Consider the following 16,599-nt stretch of genomic DNA (forward strand, 5'->3'; position numbering starts at 1 on the left):
GCTCGACGATCGAAGCCGCAACGCATAGCTGAAAACTTAATGAGATATATTCCAAACTCGCCCGAAGAAAGGGCGGAAATGCAGGCACAACTCGGGATAGCAGATGCTAACGATCTGTTTCGCTCTATCCCTTCTGACGTTCGACTTGACCGCAACCTGAAGATCACCGATCCGCTTGCAGAACCTGAGGTCATCGCTGCGATGGAAGAAATGGCTGCGAAGAACACAGGCGCCACCAAGCCATCGTTTCTTGGTGCCGGCACCTATTCTCATTATTCGCCGACTATCGTAGATCATCTGATCCAGCGATCGGAGTTCTTCACATCCTACACGCCGTATCAGCCCGAGATATCGCAAGGAACTCTTCAGTACATCTTTGAATTTCAAACTCTGATCTGCCAATTGACGGGGATGGAGGTTGCCAACGCATCAATGTACGATGGTTCGACCGCGATGGCCGAGGCTTACGTGATGGCGCAGCGCGTCACCAAACGCGACAAGATCGTCGTTGCAACATCAGTTCACCCAGAATATCGCGAGGTCGCTAGCACCTACACGCAGCATGGCGATACGAGTATCGTCGAGGCACCCTTTGATAGTTCGACCGGACGATTCACAGATACATCGGCTCTTGATGATAAGACCGCCGCACTTGTGGTCCAATCGCCCAATTTCTTCGGCTGTGTCGAAGACCTCGCTTCGTTGGCCGACGCTGCTCATGCGGTCGGGGCCTTGTTTGTGGTCGTTGTCACAGAGGCCATCTCGTTCGGAATGCTCAAGTCGCCGGGAAGCTGCGGTGCAGACATTGTCGTCGGCGAAGGACAGAGCTTTGGGATACCGATGAGCTTTGGCGGCCCGCACGTCGGCCTGTTTGCAACGCAGGATAAATTTGTACGCCAAATGCCCGGACGTCTTTGTGGTGTCGCATACGACAAGAATGGCAATCGCGGCTTCGTGCTGACGCTTTCCACACGCGAGCAGCATATACGCCGTGAGAAGGCGACGTCTAACATCTGCACCAACCAAGGCCTGATCGCTCTTGCCGCGACCATTTATATGGAAGCGATGGGTAAGAAAGGCCTGCAGGAAGTTGCCGAACAGAACGCGCAAAAAGCCGCGTATGCAAGAAAGAAGATCGCCGAGATCGATGGCTATGATATCGCTTTCTCGGCACCGACTTTCAATGAGTTTGTTGTACGCGGACCGAAACCCGCGGCCGAGTTGTTGGGATCGATCCGTCAGAATGGCATTATCGGCGGGCTCGCCCTCTCAAAGTATTACACAGGCCACGAGAACGACTTTCTCGTTTGTGTCACCGAAACCAGCAAGCGCGAACAGATCGATCGATTTGTCGCGTTGCTCTCGTAGGTTTTATTGATGACATAACTGGTGCAGAAGCCCGGTTTTCGTTCTGGTTGTTCAAGGGCAATGCTTTTTGGAACTTTCGAGATCGCAATTTGTTTGGGCGTTGTTTTGCTCGCGGCGCTGATGGCCGCTCTTGGGTTGGGAGCACAAAACATTTTGATCTGGTGGACGGGCCTCAGGCCACGATGTCCAAAATGCCTCTCAACCGTAAATCCCGAGGCCTATATTTGCTGGTCGTGCAAAGCGGAGTTGGAGCAGGCATATGTCGATCATCACGAACTTTCCTGACATCGATCGACGTCGCTTTTTGAGATCGGCAGGAAAGGGCCTGGGCCTTATGGCCTTGTCTTCAACCGCAGTTGCATCGCTCTTTGAAAACATCAAGGCAGCCGGAAAGGCGGTCGACCATCTTTCGCCGCTTGAAGCCGCGATGAACGAGGATTATTGGGCGAACATTCAGCAAGCTTTTTCTGTCACTCGCGGGATCATTAACCTGAATAACGGCGGCGTAAGCCCGAGTCCGCGAATCGTAACAGAGGCATTTGTTCGCTACACCTGGCAGCAGGAGGACGCAACCGCCTATACGATGTGGCAGATCCTCGAACCACAGTCTGAAACGATCCGGACCGGCCTTGCCGAAATGTTCGGCTGCGACGCCGAAGAGATCGCGATCACGCGTAATGCTTCCGAATCCCTTGAGATCTTGTTGATGGGACTCGATCTCAGATCGGGAGATGAGATCTTGACCACGACTCAGGATTATCCGCGAATGATCACGACGCTCAGACAGCGTGAACTTCGCGAAGGCCTGAAACTGAATCTGATCAAGATACCGTTAGCCCCGAAGAACGTTGACGACATCGCATCGGCGTTCGAACGTGCGATAACGCCGCGAACCAAACTCATCCTGGTTTCTCATCAAATAAATCTGACCGGCCAGATCGTCCCCGTTCGCAAGGTGTGCGAGATGGCTAGATCTAAAGGCATCGAGACGATCGTTGACGGTGCTCATTCGTTCGCTCAGTTCGATTTTAAACGAGACGATCTCGGCTGTGATTATTACGGCACGTCGCTTCACAAGTGGCTTTATGCTCCCAAGGGAACTGGATTGCTGTATGTCAAGAAGGATAAGATCGCCAAGGTGTGGGCGTTGATGGCGAGCGAGGACAAGAACCGCAGCGACATTCGCAAGTTTGAAGAGATCGGAACTCATTCGGCGGCGATGCGATTGGCGATCGGCGAAGCGATCTTGTTTCACAATGCGATCGGAGGCAAACGAAAGGAAGAGCGGCTTCGTTATTTGTCGCGATATTGGATGAACCGTTTGAAGGATGTTCCCGGGGTTGGTTTCAATACTTCGTTCGACCCCACACAATACTGCGCGATCGCAAATTTCAAGATCGACGGTGTCGACCCTGTGAAGCTGGGAAGTTATCTGATGTCGAAGCACAAGATATTTACCACGCCGATCGAACACGAAGAATTTTCCGGCATTAGGATCACCCCTAATGTTTATACGACCATCTGGGAACTCGACAGATTCTGCAGTTTGGTCGAAGAGGTCGCAAAAACCGGCCTGCCGAAGACATAATGGGACCTAGATTTGAAAAGTTATTCGAGGCTGGTTGGCGTCATGTCGATCCGAATGGTCACGTAGCGAACATGGTCTATCTCGAATATGCCGTCGATACGCGGATCGCCTTCTTTGCATCGCAGGGCTTCCCGCCCGGAGATTTTGGCCGGCTTGGGTTCGGGCCGGTGATCAAGAGCGATTTCGTCGAGTATTTCCGCGAAGTGAAAATGCTTGACAAGATCTCGGTCACAATGGAGAACGGCGGAGTCAGTCCGGATTCGTCGAGGTTCCGCGTAGTGAACAACTTTTATATGCATGACGGGACACACGCGGCCAGAGTTACGAGTGTTGGCGGTTGGCTCGGGTTGAAAGAGAGAAAACTGGTCGAGCCGCCTGAAAAGCTAAAGGACGCGTGGAATCAATTGGTCAAGACCGAGGATTTTGAAGAACTTAGATCGAGCATTAAACGATAGTATGTCAATTACGAAAGTCACACAGCATCCTACACAGAACGAGGGACTGATCTTTGAACGTTCGCAGACCGGACGCGTGGGTTATCGCCTCCCGAAGCTCGACGTCGAAAGCATCGAACTCGATTCGATAATCCCGGCTGCACTTCGGCGGAACGATGGGCTCGAAGGCGTCCCTGAGGTCTCAGAGGTCGACGTCATCCGCCATTTCACTCGGATCTCGACGTGGAACTACTCCATCGACCTCGGGTTGTATCCGCTCGGTTCTTGCACGATGAAGTACAATTCGCGGCTAAATGAGAAAACAGCCAGAATTCCCGGTTTCACAAATCTTCATCCGCTCGCACCGGAAGAAGAATCCCAGGGCGCACTTGAGCTAATCTATCGCCTTCAGGAAGACCTCGCTGAGATCACCGGCTTGCCTGGTGTTTCGCTGCAGCCGGCCGCCGGTGCACAGGGCGAAATGACAGGCGTGATGCTAATTCGTGCATTTCTGGACAAACGCGACGGCGAAGCCTCGCATGATCGCCGCGTGATCCTCGTGCCGGATTCGGCTCATGGAACAAATCCGGCATCGGCTGCTCTGGCCGGCTTTACGGTCAAGACGATCAATTCCACGGCCGAAGGCCTGACCGACATGCAGCACCTCCGCCAGCTTTGCGACGAAGGTGGAGTTGCAGGCTTGATGCTCACAAATCCGAACACGGTCGGCATTTTCGAACGCAACATAAAAGAGATCTGTGAAGTCATCCACAATGCAGGCGGCCTGGTCTATATGGACGGCGCGAATATGAACGCTCTCGTCGGCGTTGCGCGGCCGGGCGACATGGGCGTCGATGTTATACATCTTAATTTGCATAAGACCTTCTCAACTCCCCATGGTGGAGGCGGTCCCGGCTGCGGGCCGTGCTGCTGTACGGCTGAACTTGCTGAGTTCCTTCCGGTTCCGCGAATCGAAAAGACCGGCGATCGTTATCATCTGAACTATGATCTGCCGAATTCGATCGGGCGGGTAAAGGCTTTCTTTGGTAATTTCGGGATGATGGTTCGTGCCCTCTCATACATCTACACCCATGGTGCTGAAGGCCTTCGAGAGGCGACCGAGGCTGCCGTCCTGAATGCACGTTATCTGGCCGACAAGCTGAAAGATACGTTTCATAAGCCCTACGATTCCGATTGTATGCACGAGGTGATCTTCTCGCATAAGAATCAGACCGCCTCCGGCGTTCATACTCTCGATATCGCCAAACGGCTCATCGATTACGGTTTTCATCCCCCGACAATTTACTTCCCTCTTGTTGTTGAGGGCGCGATGCTCGTCGAGCCGACCGAATCAGTAGGCCGCGCAGATATGGATGCATTCATCGATGCGATGAAGAACATCGATCGTGAATCGCGTGAAGATCCGCAGTTGGTCATCAATGCTCCCCATTCGACTCGTATCGGCAGGCTGGACGAAGCCGCCGCTGCGAGAAAGCCTGTGCTCCGATGGAAACCCGAAGGCGATGCCTCGGCCAAATCGGCATAAGCGTAACCATTTCGGACTAAATTGCACGCCGCAGAATATCATTTGGATATTCTGCGGTTTTCGTCTATATTCTCTCGGCAAAGGAGACAATTAGATGTTGAAAAAGCTATTGATCGCTTTCGGACTGTTGATTTTCGTTGGCATCGCTGTGATCGCCGCACTGATCATGACCACAAAGACCGACTTTGGTGTCGAACGTGAGATCACGATCAACAAACCACGAAACGAGGTTTTCGCATACGCAAAATTGGTCAAGAATCAAAACGAATGGGGTCCTTGGTTCAAGCGAGATCCCGCAATGAAACAAGAGTTCTCCGGGACGGATGGCAGCGTTGGATTTATCTCAAAATGGGAAAGCCAGAATCCCGAGGTCGGTTCGGGCGAGCAGGAAATAAAGCGGATCGTCGAAAACGAACGCATCGAAACCGAACTCCGGTTCAAGCAGCCGTTCGAATCAAAGGCAGATGCTTATTTAACGACCGAGACAGCAGGCGAAAATCAGACCAGGGTGAAGTGGGGTTTCAAGAGTTCGATGCCGAAGCCAATGAATCTTTTGCTTCTGGTGATGGACATCGAGAAAGAGATCGGAAAGGACTATGAATCGGGACTGGACGGCCTCAAAAAAGCAGTTGAATCGATGCCCTGAATGTGACCGTCGTCACATGCTAGCACGCTGCAGGTTAACCATCTCGGTTTTGATTGTAAGTTAGTGGTGTTGGGTATATAATCCGGCGCAGGAGGCGGTTTCGCGAATGCGATTTTTGGCCGCTCATGTTATCGGCTTGGCTCTTTGAATTTTTGTATCATTCCTACTCTCAAAGAGGTGAATATATGAGTGTGAGAACAACTTCATTTTTTATATTCGTCGCTTTCCTGTTGTCACCTGCATTGACGGTTCGGAGCGAACGTCAGACGATCATCTCATTTACCAGTGCGAGTTCTGTTTCTGCGCAAACTGGCCCCGTTTACGATTCTTATAAAGGCGTTAAGATCGGAATGCCCGCAGCCGAGGTCCGTGCGAAACTCGGAAAGCCAAAAGAGGAATCTGACGCCGAGGATCTATATGAGATATCGCCGCTCGAAACGGCACGGGTCTTTTATGAACCCGACAAGACCGTACGCGTCGTTTCCATCATGTATTCAGGAGACATGAACCTGGCTCCAACGCCAAAGACCGTAGTTGGCACTGACGTACCTGCCAAAGAGGACGGCGGGATCTACAAGATGATGCAGTATCCGAAAGCCGGCTTCTGGATCAGTTACGTCAAGACCGGCGGCGAGGGGCCGATCGTGATCGTCACGATGCAAAAAATGGCGAAAGAATGACCTTCGATCCCAACGCCGCTCGCTGAACAAAGCTGTTCGGTCGTCACAATCAATTGCACACCATCGATTTACACTGTTCGTGTATCTCCTATATAGTATTTTGGAAAATATGGCAGTTATCGGTATTCCACGCGAAATTCACCCCGGCGAAAAGCGCGTTGCCGGCACACCTCAAACCATTTTGAAGCTCAAGAAGCTCGGTTTCGACGTGGTCGTCGAGACCGGTGCGGGCGAGGCGATCGATTGTTCGGACGGCGAGTATCAGGAAGCCGGAGCCGCGATCGTCGAAAATGCAGCCGAACTTTGGGCAGCATCGGATGTTGTGATAAAGGTGCGGCCGCCTGAGGACGGCGAGACCGAACTTATGCGCGACGGCGGCTGGTTGGTCGGTTTCGTTTGGCCGGGCCAGAACCGCGACATCGTGGACCGGATGGCCAAGAAGAATGCAACGGTATTCGCAATGGACAGCGTCCCGCGCATAACACGTGCGCAGAAGATGGACACGCTCTCGGCGATGGCGAACATCGCAGGATACCGCGCGATCATCGAGGCCGCCAACAATTTTCCGCGATTTTTCACGGGGCAGATAACAGCCGCGGGCAAGATCGATCCGGCAAAGGTGCTGGTGATAGGTGCCGGCGTTGCAGGGCTTTCGGCGATCGGCGCCGCAAAGGGTCTGGGAGCGATCGTTCGCGCTTTCGACCCCAGATCAGCCACCAAGGATCAGGTCGCCTCAATGGGAGCCGAGTATCTCGAACTCGACGTTAAGGAAGAAGGCGAGGGCAAAGGCGGTTACGCCAAAGAAATGTCCGACGCTTTCCTGAAGGCGGAGATGGCTCTCTTTGCACAACAGGCGATGCAGGTCGATATCATCGTTACAACCGCCTTGATACCGGGCAAGCCCGCTCCGAAACTGATCACCCAGGGCATGGTCGAATCGATGAAGCCCGGTTCGGTGATCGTCGATCTTGCGGCTGAACAGGGCGGCAACTGTGCCCTTACCGAACCCGGAAAGGTCGTCCGCCATAAAGGTGTGACGATCATCGGGTACACCGATCTGCCATCGCGAATGGCGTCGATGTCGAGTCAGCTTTACGGTGCTACCGTGACCGCGCTGCTTGCAGACCTGCAGGATGAGAATGGCGACCTGCATGTTGATCTCGAAGATGAGGTCGTGCGCGGTGCGATAGTGCTGGACAAAGGCAAGATGTTGTGGCCGCCTCCGCTGCCGCCGGCCCCGCCAGAGCCAGGCGTACCGACAAAAAGCTCGGCTAGTGTTGCGGTCGCAAAGGCAGCATCGGGCGCCCACGGAGCAGAGGAAGGAAGCGGAATGCATCCGCTGGTTCTGGTCGCGGTCGGTGTCGTATTGCTTGGTTTGGGTTACTTCGTCCCGGACAACAAGCTGTCGCATTTCACGGTTTTCATGCTCGCGGTATTCGTCGGCTTTCAGGTCGTTTGGAACGTCAAACCTGCCCTCCATACACCGCTAATGTCCGTTACGAATGCGATCAGCGGCATCATCCTGGTCGGCGGTATGCTGCAGCTTTCTGGTGACCTGAGCGTGACCACGATCCTCGGAGCCATCGCCGTCCTCATCGCCACGATAAACATTGTCGGCGGATTTTTGGTGACAAATCGAATGTTGGCGATGTTCAGAAAATGAAAACCAGCCTTATCACCATTGCTTACATCGCCGCGAGTGCGTTGTTTATCTTGAGCCTTGGCGGCCTGTCAAGACAGGAGACAGCGCGCCGTGGGAACTGGTACGGCATCATCGGGATGTTTATCGCCTTGGCGGCAACGGCGGCGGCGATGGACCCGAGCGGCTGGCCGATCCTGGGCGGCGTACTCATCGTCGGAGCCTTGATCGGTGCGACTCTCGCCTCACGTGTCCAGATGACCTCGATGCCGGAGCTTGTCGCGATCCTGCACAGCTTTGTCGGCCTGGCGGCGGTTCTCGTAGGTTTCGGTACATACCTCGGCGGAGCGTCGATCCCGCAGAACGAGATACTGATCCATCACATCGAGATCTTTATCGGCGTATGTATCGGCTCGGTCACCTTTACCGGTTCGGTGATCGCGTTTCTGAAACTTCGCGGGTCGATCGGCGGCAAGCCGTTCATGCTGCCGGGTCGCCACTTCATCAACCTCGCGATGCTGATCGCGACGATCGCTCTCGGCGTGCTGTATGTCATGGCTCCGGGCGTTAGCGGCAATCAGTACCTGCTCGCGGCCACTTTACTGACCGGCATACTCGGAGTTCACTTCATCATGGCGATAGGCGGGGCAGATATGCCGGTGGTCGTCTCAATGCTCAATAGCTATTCAGGTTGGGCGGCGTCGGCGGCGGGCTTTATGCTGTCGAACGATCTGCTCATCATCACGGGAGCCTTGGTCGGATCATCCGGTGCGATCCTCAGCTACATAATGTGCAAGGGCATGAACCGCTCGTTCGTGAGCGTTATGCTCGGCGGATTCGGCACCGAAGGTGGAACCGTTGCCGCGGCCGGTTCGGCACCCGCGGGAGAGGTCCGCTCGGTCGACGCCGAAACGACTGCTTCGATGCTCCAACAGTCCAAGAAGGTGATCATTGTTCCAGGCTATGGCCTCGCAGTGGCTCAAGCTCAACACTCGCTTGCCGAGGTCGTGAAGATTCTTAAGGACGGCGGTACCGAGGTGAAATTTGCCATCCATCCGGTAGCCGGACGGCTTCCCGGCCACATGAACGTTCTGCTTGCCGAAGCTAGTATTCCCTATGACATCGTCTTCGAGATGGATGAGATCAACGATGAGTTTAACGGAACCGATGTTTCGTGGGTGATCGGAGCTAACGACATAGTCAATCCCTCGGCGCTCGACGATCCTGCATCACCTATCGCCGGAATGCCCGTCCTCCACGTCTGGGAAGCCCGCGACACCATCGTCATGAAACGCTCGATGGCATCGGGCTACGCCGGCGTCGATAATCCGCTGTTCTATAAAGACAACACCCTTATGTTGTTTGGCGATGCAAAGAAAGTCGTCGATGAGATTTTGACCGCCATGCGAGCTTAAAAAATGCAGAGGCCCGCGCGTAAGCAAGGGCTTAACGGTCAACGCAACACAATGCTCGACGACTATGGATTCGAAATTTATGAGGAGAACGCGTTCCCAATCGCCTATCTCCTTACATTTCGCACGTACGGCACTTGGCTCCATGGCGATGAACGCGGCTCCATTCGGCGCAATGGGAATAACCGCTACCAAGGGCCGAAAGTAACAACGAGCGTTCCTTTAATGGACGCTATGGCTGAAATGCAAAAAGGACCGACATTCGTTCTCAACTCCGAACAAAGAGAATGCGTCGAGGCCGCGATCAAGGAAGTTTGTGAATTCCGAAATTACCTGCTTCGAGCGGCTAACGTGCGAACAAATCATGCGCACGCAGTTGTTTCAGCTACGATGAAACCGGAAAAGATAGTCAATGATTTCAAGGTGTATGCGACCCGGCGGTTACGCGCGGAAGGATTATGTTTCCCAACTCAAAACATTTGGTCGCGCGGGGCAAGCACTCGTTATCTCTGGAAACCGAGGCACGTAGAAGCCGCCGTGGATTATGTGAAGTATTGTCAGGAAGATGTGCCGTTCGAGTTTCGTGATTAGCCGGGCTTGGGTGCAGAAGCCCGACCGTGTGGAAGGGCTTCACACACAACGCCAGTTCGCGTATCTTGGATGTTAAGCCCTTGCTAACGCGCGGGCCTCTGCATTGAAGCACACAGATGCTCTTCGGCGATGCAAAGAAGGTGGTCGATGAGATTTTGACCGCGATGCGAGCATAATTTATTGTGCGAATATTAACTTCCAAACTATTTACGCGATTGAATCTCGTTGGTCTTACACTTGCACTCCTATTGTGTAGTCAGATCGCTAACTTAAATCAATCTCAAAGCACACTATCACCCGAGCCGCTGACCTTGCACTCGCCCGTATCCGCGACAAATCCGAGACCGTTCGATCCTAAGCTCGATATCGGCGTAGTCGTCGCTGGATCTGAGTGCTCCGAACTTTACATAAGAAATACGGAACTGAAACCGGATGACGAGATTCATGTCGTCCTGGCGGACGATATTCCGCATAAAAAACTATTCGCGAAGGTCGTCGGACCGAATAACTGTCCCAGGTATTCGCAATCTGGAATAGAGGAAGTCATTCTCGACGGAGATGACTCGGCGCCTACCGAATACATGATTCGTTTTGCAGATGAAAATGACCGTGACTCAGGTTTCGCAGTGATTTCTGCAAAGGCGCGCGTCGAGATAATAAAAGGCGTTGCAAATCTCACGGTCAGTAGCATTCCATCGCCGTTTCTATTTAGAGTGTGTAGTGGGAACGAGTCGTATCACATGACCGTTTGGAACGGTAAGCCGCTCGTCGGGACACGTGTCTGGTATAGCTACCTGAGCCTCTCTTACGGCACCGTTCCGACATGCAAACCTGCCGACTTTAAATAGTTGTGAGATCGTTGGGCTTCCCGGACTTCCATATTTTTCTTTGTCCTCTTTAGTGATATATTTCCGTCTTACCAATCGGAGGATTTATACATATGACTACAGCGGTATCTCCGGAAATGGAGACCCTTAAAACAAGACTTAAGACGATCTGGGAAGCAGGTGACTTCACCGAGGTTGCGAAGCATATCGAAACGGTTGCCGATCAATTTGTCGAGCGGCTCGACATCAAGCCTGGAATGAAGGTCCTTGATGTTGCCTGCGGCAGCGGCAACCTGGCGATCATTGCGGCGCAAAAGGGCGCCGATGTGACGGGCATCGACATCGCAGACAATCTTGTCGAAGCGGCAAAACAGCGAGCGGAAAGGCTTGGGCTCAATATCAAATTCGAACAAGGCGATGCTGAGGATATGCCCTATTCTGACGGCGAATTTGATCTCGTAATGACAATGTTCGGTGCAATGTTCGCACCTCGGCCGGATGTTACGGCAAGCGAACTTGTTCGTGTGACAAAGCCCGGCGCGACGATCGCGATGGCAAACTGGACGCCGACCGGTTTCGCAGGCCAGATGTTCAAGCTCTCGGGCAAGTATGTGCCGCCGCCGCCAATGCCGCCCCCGGTGCTATGGGGCGTGCCTGACGAGGTGGCCGCCCGTTTCGGTGACAGCGTTGAAGACCTGCGTATGAGTCCGCAGCTCGCCGACATGATCTTTGAGTTCGGCCCTGCTGACGTCGCAGAATTCTTCAAAACCTACTTCGGACCGACCGTGATGGCAATGAAGGCGATGGGCGAGGATAATCACGAGGCGTTCACAAACGACCTCGTTGAGATCTGGACCGCGAACAATACGAAATCCGACGGCATGACCCTGGTCAAAAGCGAGTATCTTGAGGTGGTCGCAAAGAAGAAATGATCGGGCAGGATCTATTCTGAACAATGGGGTTACCGGGAGTTTCGAGATTCACCCTTCAAACTGGGGTGTCTTCAACTCCATTAAGGCGAGGCGTTTGACGACCTCGCCTTTTTCGATATGAGTTTCGACGATCTCGCCGACGTCTTCGGGCGTGACCTGGCCGTACAAAGTGCCGTCGGGATAGACCATGACAGCAGTCCCGACCGAGCAAAATCCGATCGAACCGCATTCGGTCAGGACGACCTCGCCCAGCGGGTTCCGGCCCTTTGATTCCTTCCCTTGCCGAAGGCCTTTTTCTTCCAGAATCTGTGCAAACTCGTTCTTTACATCGACGCCGCCAACGGCAGCACAAGATTTGCCTGTGCAGACAAACACCTGCCGTTTTATCGGTGCCTTCAGCATCGGAGCCAGTTTCTCCAACTGCTCCCGATCCTCTATGAACTTCTTTTCAGCCATTGCTTATATTTTGCCACGAATGTCCCTGGGATTGCATCGAAGCGTGTGTTTATTGTGGTAGAATTCGGGTAGGTAGACGTGTGTCTGCTGTACGATGGCACTAGGCATTATCATCCACATTTCGGTCGGCTCTGAGAAAAGAACGGAGTTCTTTTCCGATGAACGGCTGAGCATCGGTTCAGATGAAACGTGTGACCTCCAGATTCACAGCAGACAGCTCGAATCGTCGGGCGTTTGGCTTCAATTGGAGAACACCGAAGGTGTGTCTCGCGTCATCAATTTCGATCCCTCGCTTGGGCTGACCATAAATGACAAGCCGATTCGGCGGTTTATAGCGATATCTGACGGCGATGTTGTCAAGATCGATTCGGCCGACATCTCGTTCGCATTTTTCACGCTCGCCGAAAAGCCCTCGCTGATCACGACAAAGCGGAACGACCCGCATGTAGCACCGTTCATCTCCGACGCTGCCCTCGACGCCGCAGCTTCGCCTCAGCGTGATGATGCCAAGGCGTTCTTACGCGAATTTACCCGCGAGCTGATGCGGGAGATCAGTTGGACGACCAAGGCGATAACCCTTGTCCTTTCGGTCGGGTTTCTTACAGGTATTTTGTATCTGGGCTACGCCGTAAGTTCTGAATTGCGGGCCAATCGCATCCAGGCCGAACAACAGAAAGACATTATCTCAAGGCTCGAAGAACAGCTCGGGACGGCCAGCAATCAGCTTGGGGAATTGGATAAGACCAACCGCGAGTTGATCCGCTCGCAGTCGCTCGCACAAAACGTTCGTGTCGAATACGGTGGCGGCATCTGCCTGATCGTAGGTGTTTATGACCTAGTGGATCGAGGCACCGGAAAGGTCTTGCGCTATCCCGATCCGCAGTCTTATCAAGGAAGTCCGTACGAGCCGCCTTCCGAAGATGGTGCGCCGCAGCCGTCAACGCCTCCGACGCAGTTGACGACCGAAGGAGCAGGTTCGCCTGTGGAATACGACTTTATCGGAACCGGATTTCACGTCGGCAGCGGCTATATTGTAACGAACCGGCATGTGCTCCAGCCCTGGACCGAGGACGAGATCGTTCAGGCAATGATCCGAGATTCGCGCGGACGTGCCCGCGTCAAGCGTTTGGTCATCTACTTCCCTAATCTGCCTCAGCCTTTTCCGCTTAAAGTGTTACGGACCGGAGGTAAAGAAGACGTCGCTGTCGCCTCTATCGATGCTGCTTTGATGCCGCCCGAGATCCCGACACTACCCCTCGAGAATGACTCCGAGGCCTCGACGATCGGAAAAACGGTCGTCACGATGGGTTACCCGAGCGGACCAGACCGCCTGCTTGCAATGGTCGATGACGAGGAAGCCAAATCTATAAACTCACGGTTTGGAAATTCGCGGCAAAACCTTATCAACTTTCTTGCTCAATCGAAAAAGATCGTTCCCCTGACGACGCAGGGTGCGATCACCGATCTCGACACGAGGCGGATAGTTCATGATGCAAAGACAGCTGAGGGAGGTTCGGGTGCTCCGCTGTTTGGACAGACCGGCAAAGTGATCGGGGTCAACTTTGGTGTTTTCACTGAGAATACCGCGGTCAACATGGCTGTTCCGATCCGCTATGCTCTCGACCTGCTCCGCCTCGCTGGATGGAGATCAGCCGAAGAGATACAGCTTGACGCCCAGCAAAATACCATCGCCGGGGCAAACACTAATACAAATTCAGCCCCGACGCTTGCCCAACCTCAGAAGTGATCAATGGATAACCTCGTTCTCTCGAATATGTTCCATCGGCCAGCGCGAACCGTGGTCAGCGTACTAGGCATCGCCGTCGGCGTTTTGCTGATCGTTTTTACGGTCGGCCTTGCGAATGGCTCGATCCGCGAACAAGCAACTCGCGAGGCGAATGTCGGAGCCGAACTCTTCGTGAGAGCCTCTGGTTCGATAGGTATGAGCGGCACCGAGTCGTTCCGGCTTCCCGAGACACTGGCCGCCGAGATAGCGAAGGTGCCCGGTGTCAGATCCGCTGTCGCGATCGGACAGAATTCTGTCGATGCCGCAGATAATAACACCGGCAAACGCCTGATAGATGGCGTCAGATTTGAGGAGTATTCTGCGATTTCGGGCCTCGTGCTGGTCGACGGCCGCCGGTTCATCGACGGCGCAGACGAAGCCATCATCGATACCGCATGGCAGCGTCAGAAGAAACTCAAGGTCGGCGATACGATCCCCCTTTATGAACGGCCTTTCACGATCGTAGGCACGTATGAACCGGCCGGCGGCGCACGGATCAAGATTCCGCTCTCTACGATGCAGGCTCAACTCGGAGGCGAGGGTAAGGTGACATCGGTCCTTGTTTCCATCGCCGAGGGATCGACGGCGGATGACGTCGGGCAGCGTCTTGTCGACGCATTCCCTGACAACCAGGTCATCCGAACAGACGACCTGGAAGAGTTGTACATGGCCGGTTTTCCGGCATTGAACATTTTTCTCAATGTTTTCATCGGCATCGCGGCTGTCATCAGCGCACTTGTGATCCTATTAACGATGTACACGACCGTTACTGAACGCACGCGCCAGATCGGCATTATGAAATCGCTTGGAATGAGTAGTGGTCGAATTGCCTGGACCATAACTCAGGAAGCACTACTGTTGAGCCTTTGTGGTATATTTGCGGGCATACTGATGACGGTCGTCCTGCGTTTCGGATTGAATCTCGTTACTACGCTCGAGGTCGAGATCAGTCCAACGGTCATTTCCATAGTCTTCGTTGTCGGTTTGATCGGAGGAGCGATCGGCGGGCTTTACCCCGCTCTGCGGGCTGCGCGGCTCGACGCCGTTGAAGCTCTCAGTTACGAGTAAGTTAGCCCTTTCTGATCGACCCCGGTCTTTTGGCCTCATGGGTGCCTAACGTTGCACCGGCATCCGATCTCAATTTATCGCGATTCCTGATACGATTCGGATCCATTTTACGCGTATCTAACTAGACGAGCTTTATCGTCTGAATTCTCACCTTTAAGTTGGCTTAATTTATCAGATCAGGAGGACGGACATGGCAGATTGGAGTGAAAAATTTCAGGCAGCGTGGGTAACCATTAAGAAGAAAGCAGGAGCGTGTGCTGCAAACACCGATCTTGAGGAGATCAAGGCCTCGGTCGAGCTTGGGCAAAACCGCATTAATCAGGCATTGATGGCCGGAACGATGCTTCAGGGCGATTCAGCGGTCTTCGAGAAACTCAAGAAGGCGAATGAGGGCCTCGGCCAGGTTGGCGAAGCACTCGGAAAGGTCCAGGACATATGCCTGGATATAACCGCGGTTGGCAAGATCCACGATGCAGCCGTTGCCCTAAGTAATGACCGCTTGATCTACGACGACCCGCAAGCTGCCGCTGCGGCTTTCGATTCGATGTTTCAAGGATTCGGCCGACTTTGCCGTTATTTGCCTCCGCCCGCGAAAGCTTGGCAGCAGTTCTTCGAGAGCTTCAACCTATTTGGGAATATGGCTCCGAAACTGATCCCTGAGCTTCGCTGGAAAGACACCTTCAAGCAGGTCGAAGGATTTCGTTAAGGGTTGACGGGGCCGTCATCTCGCGTCGATCGTGGGTAATTGAACTGCTTGCGATCCGCTTCACCTAGTTCGCCGATCTTCTTCATCAGATGGTCGGCGATCTCCTTATGTGTTCGAAGCCGGTCTGACCTCTCATAAAACTTATTCAGGTCAAGTGGTTCGCCAAACCATATCCGGATCTTTTCTCCGCCTCGCCAATTTCCCAGTATTTGTTTTGGAAGGTCGTTTCCCAATCCCGCAATAAAGACCGGGATCACCTGCGGCCGTGCTGCGAATATCACTTTTCCAATACCTGGCTGAGCCGGCAGAAAAGAGTACGGATCGCCATTCAGATTACGTTTTCCTTCCGGGTGAAATCCGATCACGTGCGCATGGCCCTTTGAGCAGATTCGGGTCAGTTCGCGAAGTGAGAACTTGTCGAACTCGCGCTTTACGGCTTCTTTCTCCTCACGAAAGAATGGCGGATACATCGACCACCAGCCCATGACCAGGTTGACAAACCAACCCGCCGGATTCGTATAAAAGAACTTCGCCCTGACTGGGAAATAGAGTTCGATCGGCCGTTTTGTCCGGCGAAAGAGAACGCTCGATACTGTGTACATATCGAAGAACGATCTGTGATTCGCCACCAGTAACAGCGGCCTCGAATGGTCGGCACGCTCGACATTTTCGATCCCGAAAACGTTCATCAGGTTATAGGTCGCAAGGTAGATCCAGAGCGATCCGATGTGACGCTGACAAAATGTCCAGACGCGTTTCCAGGCACCGAGGTTCATCCGGCGGGTGAGGTAAAAGCCCGCTTTTTCGGTCGCATTGAGTACAGAGATCTCCTCGGCCGCCGGTAGCGGAGCTTGCCGTCTTTCGATGGAATCTGACGTCGCGATGATATCTTGGTGATCGTTAGGCATCTGCAAATCAAG

At 53.6% G+C, this 16,599-nt stretch carries 17 protein-coding genes; 14 read left to right on the forward strand and 3 right to left on the reverse strand.

The annotated features are described in order from the left end of the window. The first annotated feature begins 39 nt into the window (after nt 1-39). The 10 genes from gcvPA (at nt 40) to IPM28_00500 (ending at nt 9,904) form a co-directional block, all read left to right on the forward strand. Entirely contained in the window at nt 40-1,368 is a 1,329-nt protein-coding gene (gene gcvPA / locus IPM28_00455) for an aminomethyl-transferring glycine dehydrogenase subunit GcvPA (protein MBK9171468.1), read from the forward strand. A gap of 60 nt (nt 1,369-1,428) precedes the next feature. After that, a complete protein-coding gene (locus IPM28_00460) occupies nt 1,429-1,653 on the forward strand; it encodes a hypothetical protein (protein MBK9171469.1) in 225 nt (74 codons plus the stop codon). Next, entirely contained in the window at nt 1,628-2,956 is a 1,329-nt protein-coding gene (locus IPM28_00465; GenBank protein MBK9171470.1) for an aminotransferase class V-fold PLP-dependent enzyme, read from the forward strand. The genes IPM28_00460 and IPM28_00465 overlap by 26 nt, the downstream gene beginning before the upstream one ends. Then, complete coding sequence (locus tag IPM28_00470) at nt 2,956-3,411, forward strand: thioesterase family protein (protein ID MBK9171471.1); 456 nt, start codon at nt 2,956-2,958, stop codon at nt 3,409-3,411. The genes IPM28_00465 and IPM28_00470 overlap by 1 nt, the downstream gene beginning before the upstream one ends. Before the next feature lies 1 nt (nt 3,412). Continuing rightward, nucleotides 3,413-4,936, forward strand: coding sequence for an aminomethyl-transferring glycine dehydrogenase subunit GcvPB (gene gcvPB / locus IPM28_00475; protein ID MBK9171472.1), 1,524 nt, complete (start codon nt 3,413-3,415; stop codon nt 4,934-4,936). 94 nt (nt 4,937-5,030) lie between these two features. Next, nucleotides 5,031-5,582 carry an SRPBCC family protein gene (locus IPM28_00480; GenBank protein MBK9171473.1) on the forward strand — a complete coding sequence of 184 codons (552 nt, stop codon included), beginning with the start codon at nt 5,031-5,033 and terminating at the stop codon, nt 5,580-5,582. A gap of 185 nt (nt 5,583-5,767) precedes the next feature. Further along, nucleotides 5,768-6,262, forward strand: a complete 495-nt coding sequence (locus IPM28_00485) for a hypothetical protein (protein ID MBK9171474.1) — start codon at nt 5,768-5,770, stop codon at nt 6,260-6,262. 109 nt (nt 6,263-6,371) lie between these two features. After that, nucleotides 6,372-7,925, forward strand: coding sequence for a Re/Si-specific NAD(P)(+) transhydrogenase subunit alpha (locus IPM28_00490; GenBank protein ID MBK9171475.1), 1,554 nt, complete (start codon nt 6,372-6,374; stop codon nt 7,923-7,925). Further along, entirely contained in the window at nt 7,922-9,316 is a 1,395-nt protein-coding gene (locus IPM28_00495) for an NAD(P)(+) transhydrogenase (Re/Si-specific) subunit beta (protein MBK9171476.1), read from the forward strand. Before IPM28_00490 ends, IPM28_00495 begins: the two co-directional genes overlap by 4 nt. Nucleotides 9,317-9,319: 3 nt before the next feature. Further along, the gene (locus IPM28_00500) at nt 9,320-9,904 is read left to right on the forward strand and encodes a transposase (GenBank protein ID MBK9171477.1); all 585 of its coding nucleotides are present in this window, start codon (nt 9,320-9,322) and stop codon (nt 9,902-9,904) included. 293 nt (nt 9,905-10,197) lie between these two features. Here IPM28_00500 and IPM28_00505 read toward each other — a convergent pair whose 3' ends face one another. Then, complete coding sequence (locus tag IPM28_00505) at nt 10,198-10,377, reverse strand: hypothetical protein (GenBank protein MBK9171478.1); 180 nt, start codon at nt 10,375-10,377, stop codon at nt 10,198-10,200. A 467-nt stretch (nt 10,378-10,844) separates the two neighbouring features. Here IPM28_00505 and IPM28_00510 point away from each other — a divergent pair, with 467 nt between their 5' ends. Beyond that, the gene (locus IPM28_00510; GenBank protein ID MBK9171479.1) at nt 10,845-11,663 is read left to right on the forward strand and encodes a class I SAM-dependent methyltransferase; all 819 of its coding nucleotides are present in this window, start codon (nt 10,845-10,847) and stop codon (nt 11,661-11,663) included. A gap of 48 nt (nt 11,664-11,711) precedes the next feature. On the opposite strand, the gene IPM28_00515 is transcribed toward IPM28_00510, so the two are convergent. Next, a complete protein-coding gene (locus tag IPM28_00515; GenBank protein MBK9171480.1) occupies nt 11,712-12,119 on the reverse strand; it encodes a (2Fe-2S) ferredoxin domain-containing protein in 408 nt (135 codons plus the stop codon). A gap of 94 nt (nt 12,120-12,213) precedes the next feature. Here IPM28_00515 and IPM28_00520 point away from each other — a divergent pair, with 94 nt between their 5' ends. From IPM28_00520 to IPM28_00530, 3 genes are all read left to right on the forward strand, one after another. Beyond that, complete coding sequence (locus IPM28_00520; protein MBK9171481.1) at nt 12,214-13,866, forward strand: trypsin-like peptidase domain-containing protein; 1,653 nt, start codon at nt 12,214-12,216, stop codon at nt 13,864-13,866. A 3-nt stretch (nt 13,867-13,869) separates the two neighbouring features. Next, nucleotides 13,870-14,973, forward strand: a complete 1,104-nt coding sequence (locus IPM28_00525) for an ABC transporter permease (GenBank protein MBK9171482.1) — start codon at nt 13,870-13,872, stop codon at nt 14,971-14,973. 190 nt (nt 14,974-15,163) lie between these two features. Continuing rightward, nucleotides 15,164-15,679: a hypothetical protein gene (locus tag IPM28_00530; protein ID MBK9171483.1), complete on the forward strand. Its 516-nt coding sequence runs from the start codon at nt 15,164-15,166 to the stop codon at nt 15,677-15,679. Here the strand turns inward: IPM28_00530 and IPM28_00535 are convergent. Beyond that, nucleotides 15,676-16,587, reverse strand: a complete 912-nt coding sequence (locus tag IPM28_00535) for a 1-acyl-sn-glycerol-3-phosphate acyltransferase (GenBank protein ID MBK9171484.1) — start codon at nt 16,585-16,587, stop codon at nt 15,676-15,678. The two genes, IPM28_00530 and IPM28_00535, sit on opposite strands and share 4 nt — an antisense overlap. Between the last annotated feature and the right edge of the window lie 12 nt (nt 16,588-16,599).

The organism is Chloracidobacterium sp. (assembly GCA_016716305.1).
In the GTDB taxonomy this organism is placed as follows: domain Bacteria; phylum Acidobacteriota; class Blastocatellia; order Pyrinomonadales; family Pyrinomonadaceae; genus OLB17.

What these genes read in the sequence shown, in the direction of transcription:
- gcvPA (MBK9171468.1), top strand. Translation starts at nt 40, where the DNA reads ATGAGATATATTCCAAACTCGCCCGAAGAAAGGGCGGAAATGCAGGCA.
- IPM28_00460 (MBK9171469.1), top strand. Translation starts at nt 1,429, where the DNA reads ATGCTTTTTGGAACTTTCGAGATCGCAATTTGTTTGGGCGTTGTTTTG.
- IPM28_00465 (MBK9171470.1), top strand. Translation starts at nt 1,628, where the DNA reads ATGTCGATCATCACGAACTTTCCTGACATCGATCGACGTCGCTTTTTG.
- IPM28_00470 (MBK9171471.1), top strand. Translation starts at nt 2,956, where the DNA reads ATGGGACCTAGATTTGAAAAGTTATTCGAGGCTGGTTGGCGTCATGTC.
- gcvPB (MBK9171472.1), top strand. Translation starts at nt 3,413, where the DNA reads ATGTCAATTACGAAAGTCACACAGCATCCTACACAGAACGAGGGACTG.
- IPM28_00480 (MBK9171473.1), top strand. Translation starts at nt 5,031, where the DNA reads ATGTTGAAAAAGCTATTGATCGCTTTCGGACTGTTGATTTTCGTTGGC.
- IPM28_00485 (MBK9171474.1), top strand. Translation starts at nt 5,768, where the DNA reads ATGAGTGTGAGAACAACTTCATTTTTTATATTCGTCGCTTTCCTGTTG.
- IPM28_00490 (MBK9171475.1), top strand. Translation starts at nt 6,372, where the DNA reads ATGGCAGTTATCGGTATTCCACGCGAAATTCACCCCGGCGAAAAGCGC.
- IPM28_00495 (MBK9171476.1), top strand. Translation starts at nt 7,922, where the DNA reads ATGAAAACCAGCCTTATCACCATTGCTTACATCGCCGCGAGTGCGTTG.
- IPM28_00500 (MBK9171477.1), top strand. Translation starts at nt 9,320, where the DNA reads ATGCAGAGGCCCGCGCGTAAGCAAGGGCTTAACGGTCAACGCAACACA.
- IPM28_00505 (MBK9171478.1), bottom strand. Translation starts at nt 10,377, where the DNA reads ATGCGGAATATCGTCCGCCAGGACGACATGAATCTCGTCATCCGGTTT.
- IPM28_00510 (MBK9171479.1), top strand. Translation starts at nt 10,845, where the DNA reads ATGACTACAGCGGTATCTCCGGAAATGGAGACCCTTAAAACAAGACTT.
- IPM28_00515 (MBK9171480.1), bottom strand. Translation starts at nt 12,119, where the DNA reads ATGGCTGAAAAGAAGTTCATAGAGGATCGGGAGCAGTTGGAGAAACTG.
- IPM28_00520 (MBK9171481.1), top strand. Translation starts at nt 12,214, where the DNA reads ATGGCACTAGGCATTATCATCCACATTTCGGTCGGCTCTGAGAAAAGA.
- IPM28_00525 (MBK9171482.1), top strand. Translation starts at nt 13,870, where the DNA reads ATGGATAACCTCGTTCTCTCGAATATGTTCCATCGGCCAGCGCGAACC.
- IPM28_00530 (MBK9171483.1), top strand. Translation starts at nt 15,164, where the DNA reads ATGGCAGATTGGAGTGAAAAATTTCAGGCAGCGTGGGTAACCATTAAG.
- IPM28_00535 (MBK9171484.1), bottom strand. Translation starts at nt 16,587, where the DNA reads ATGCCTAACGATCACCAAGATATCATCGCGACGTCAGATTCCATCGAA.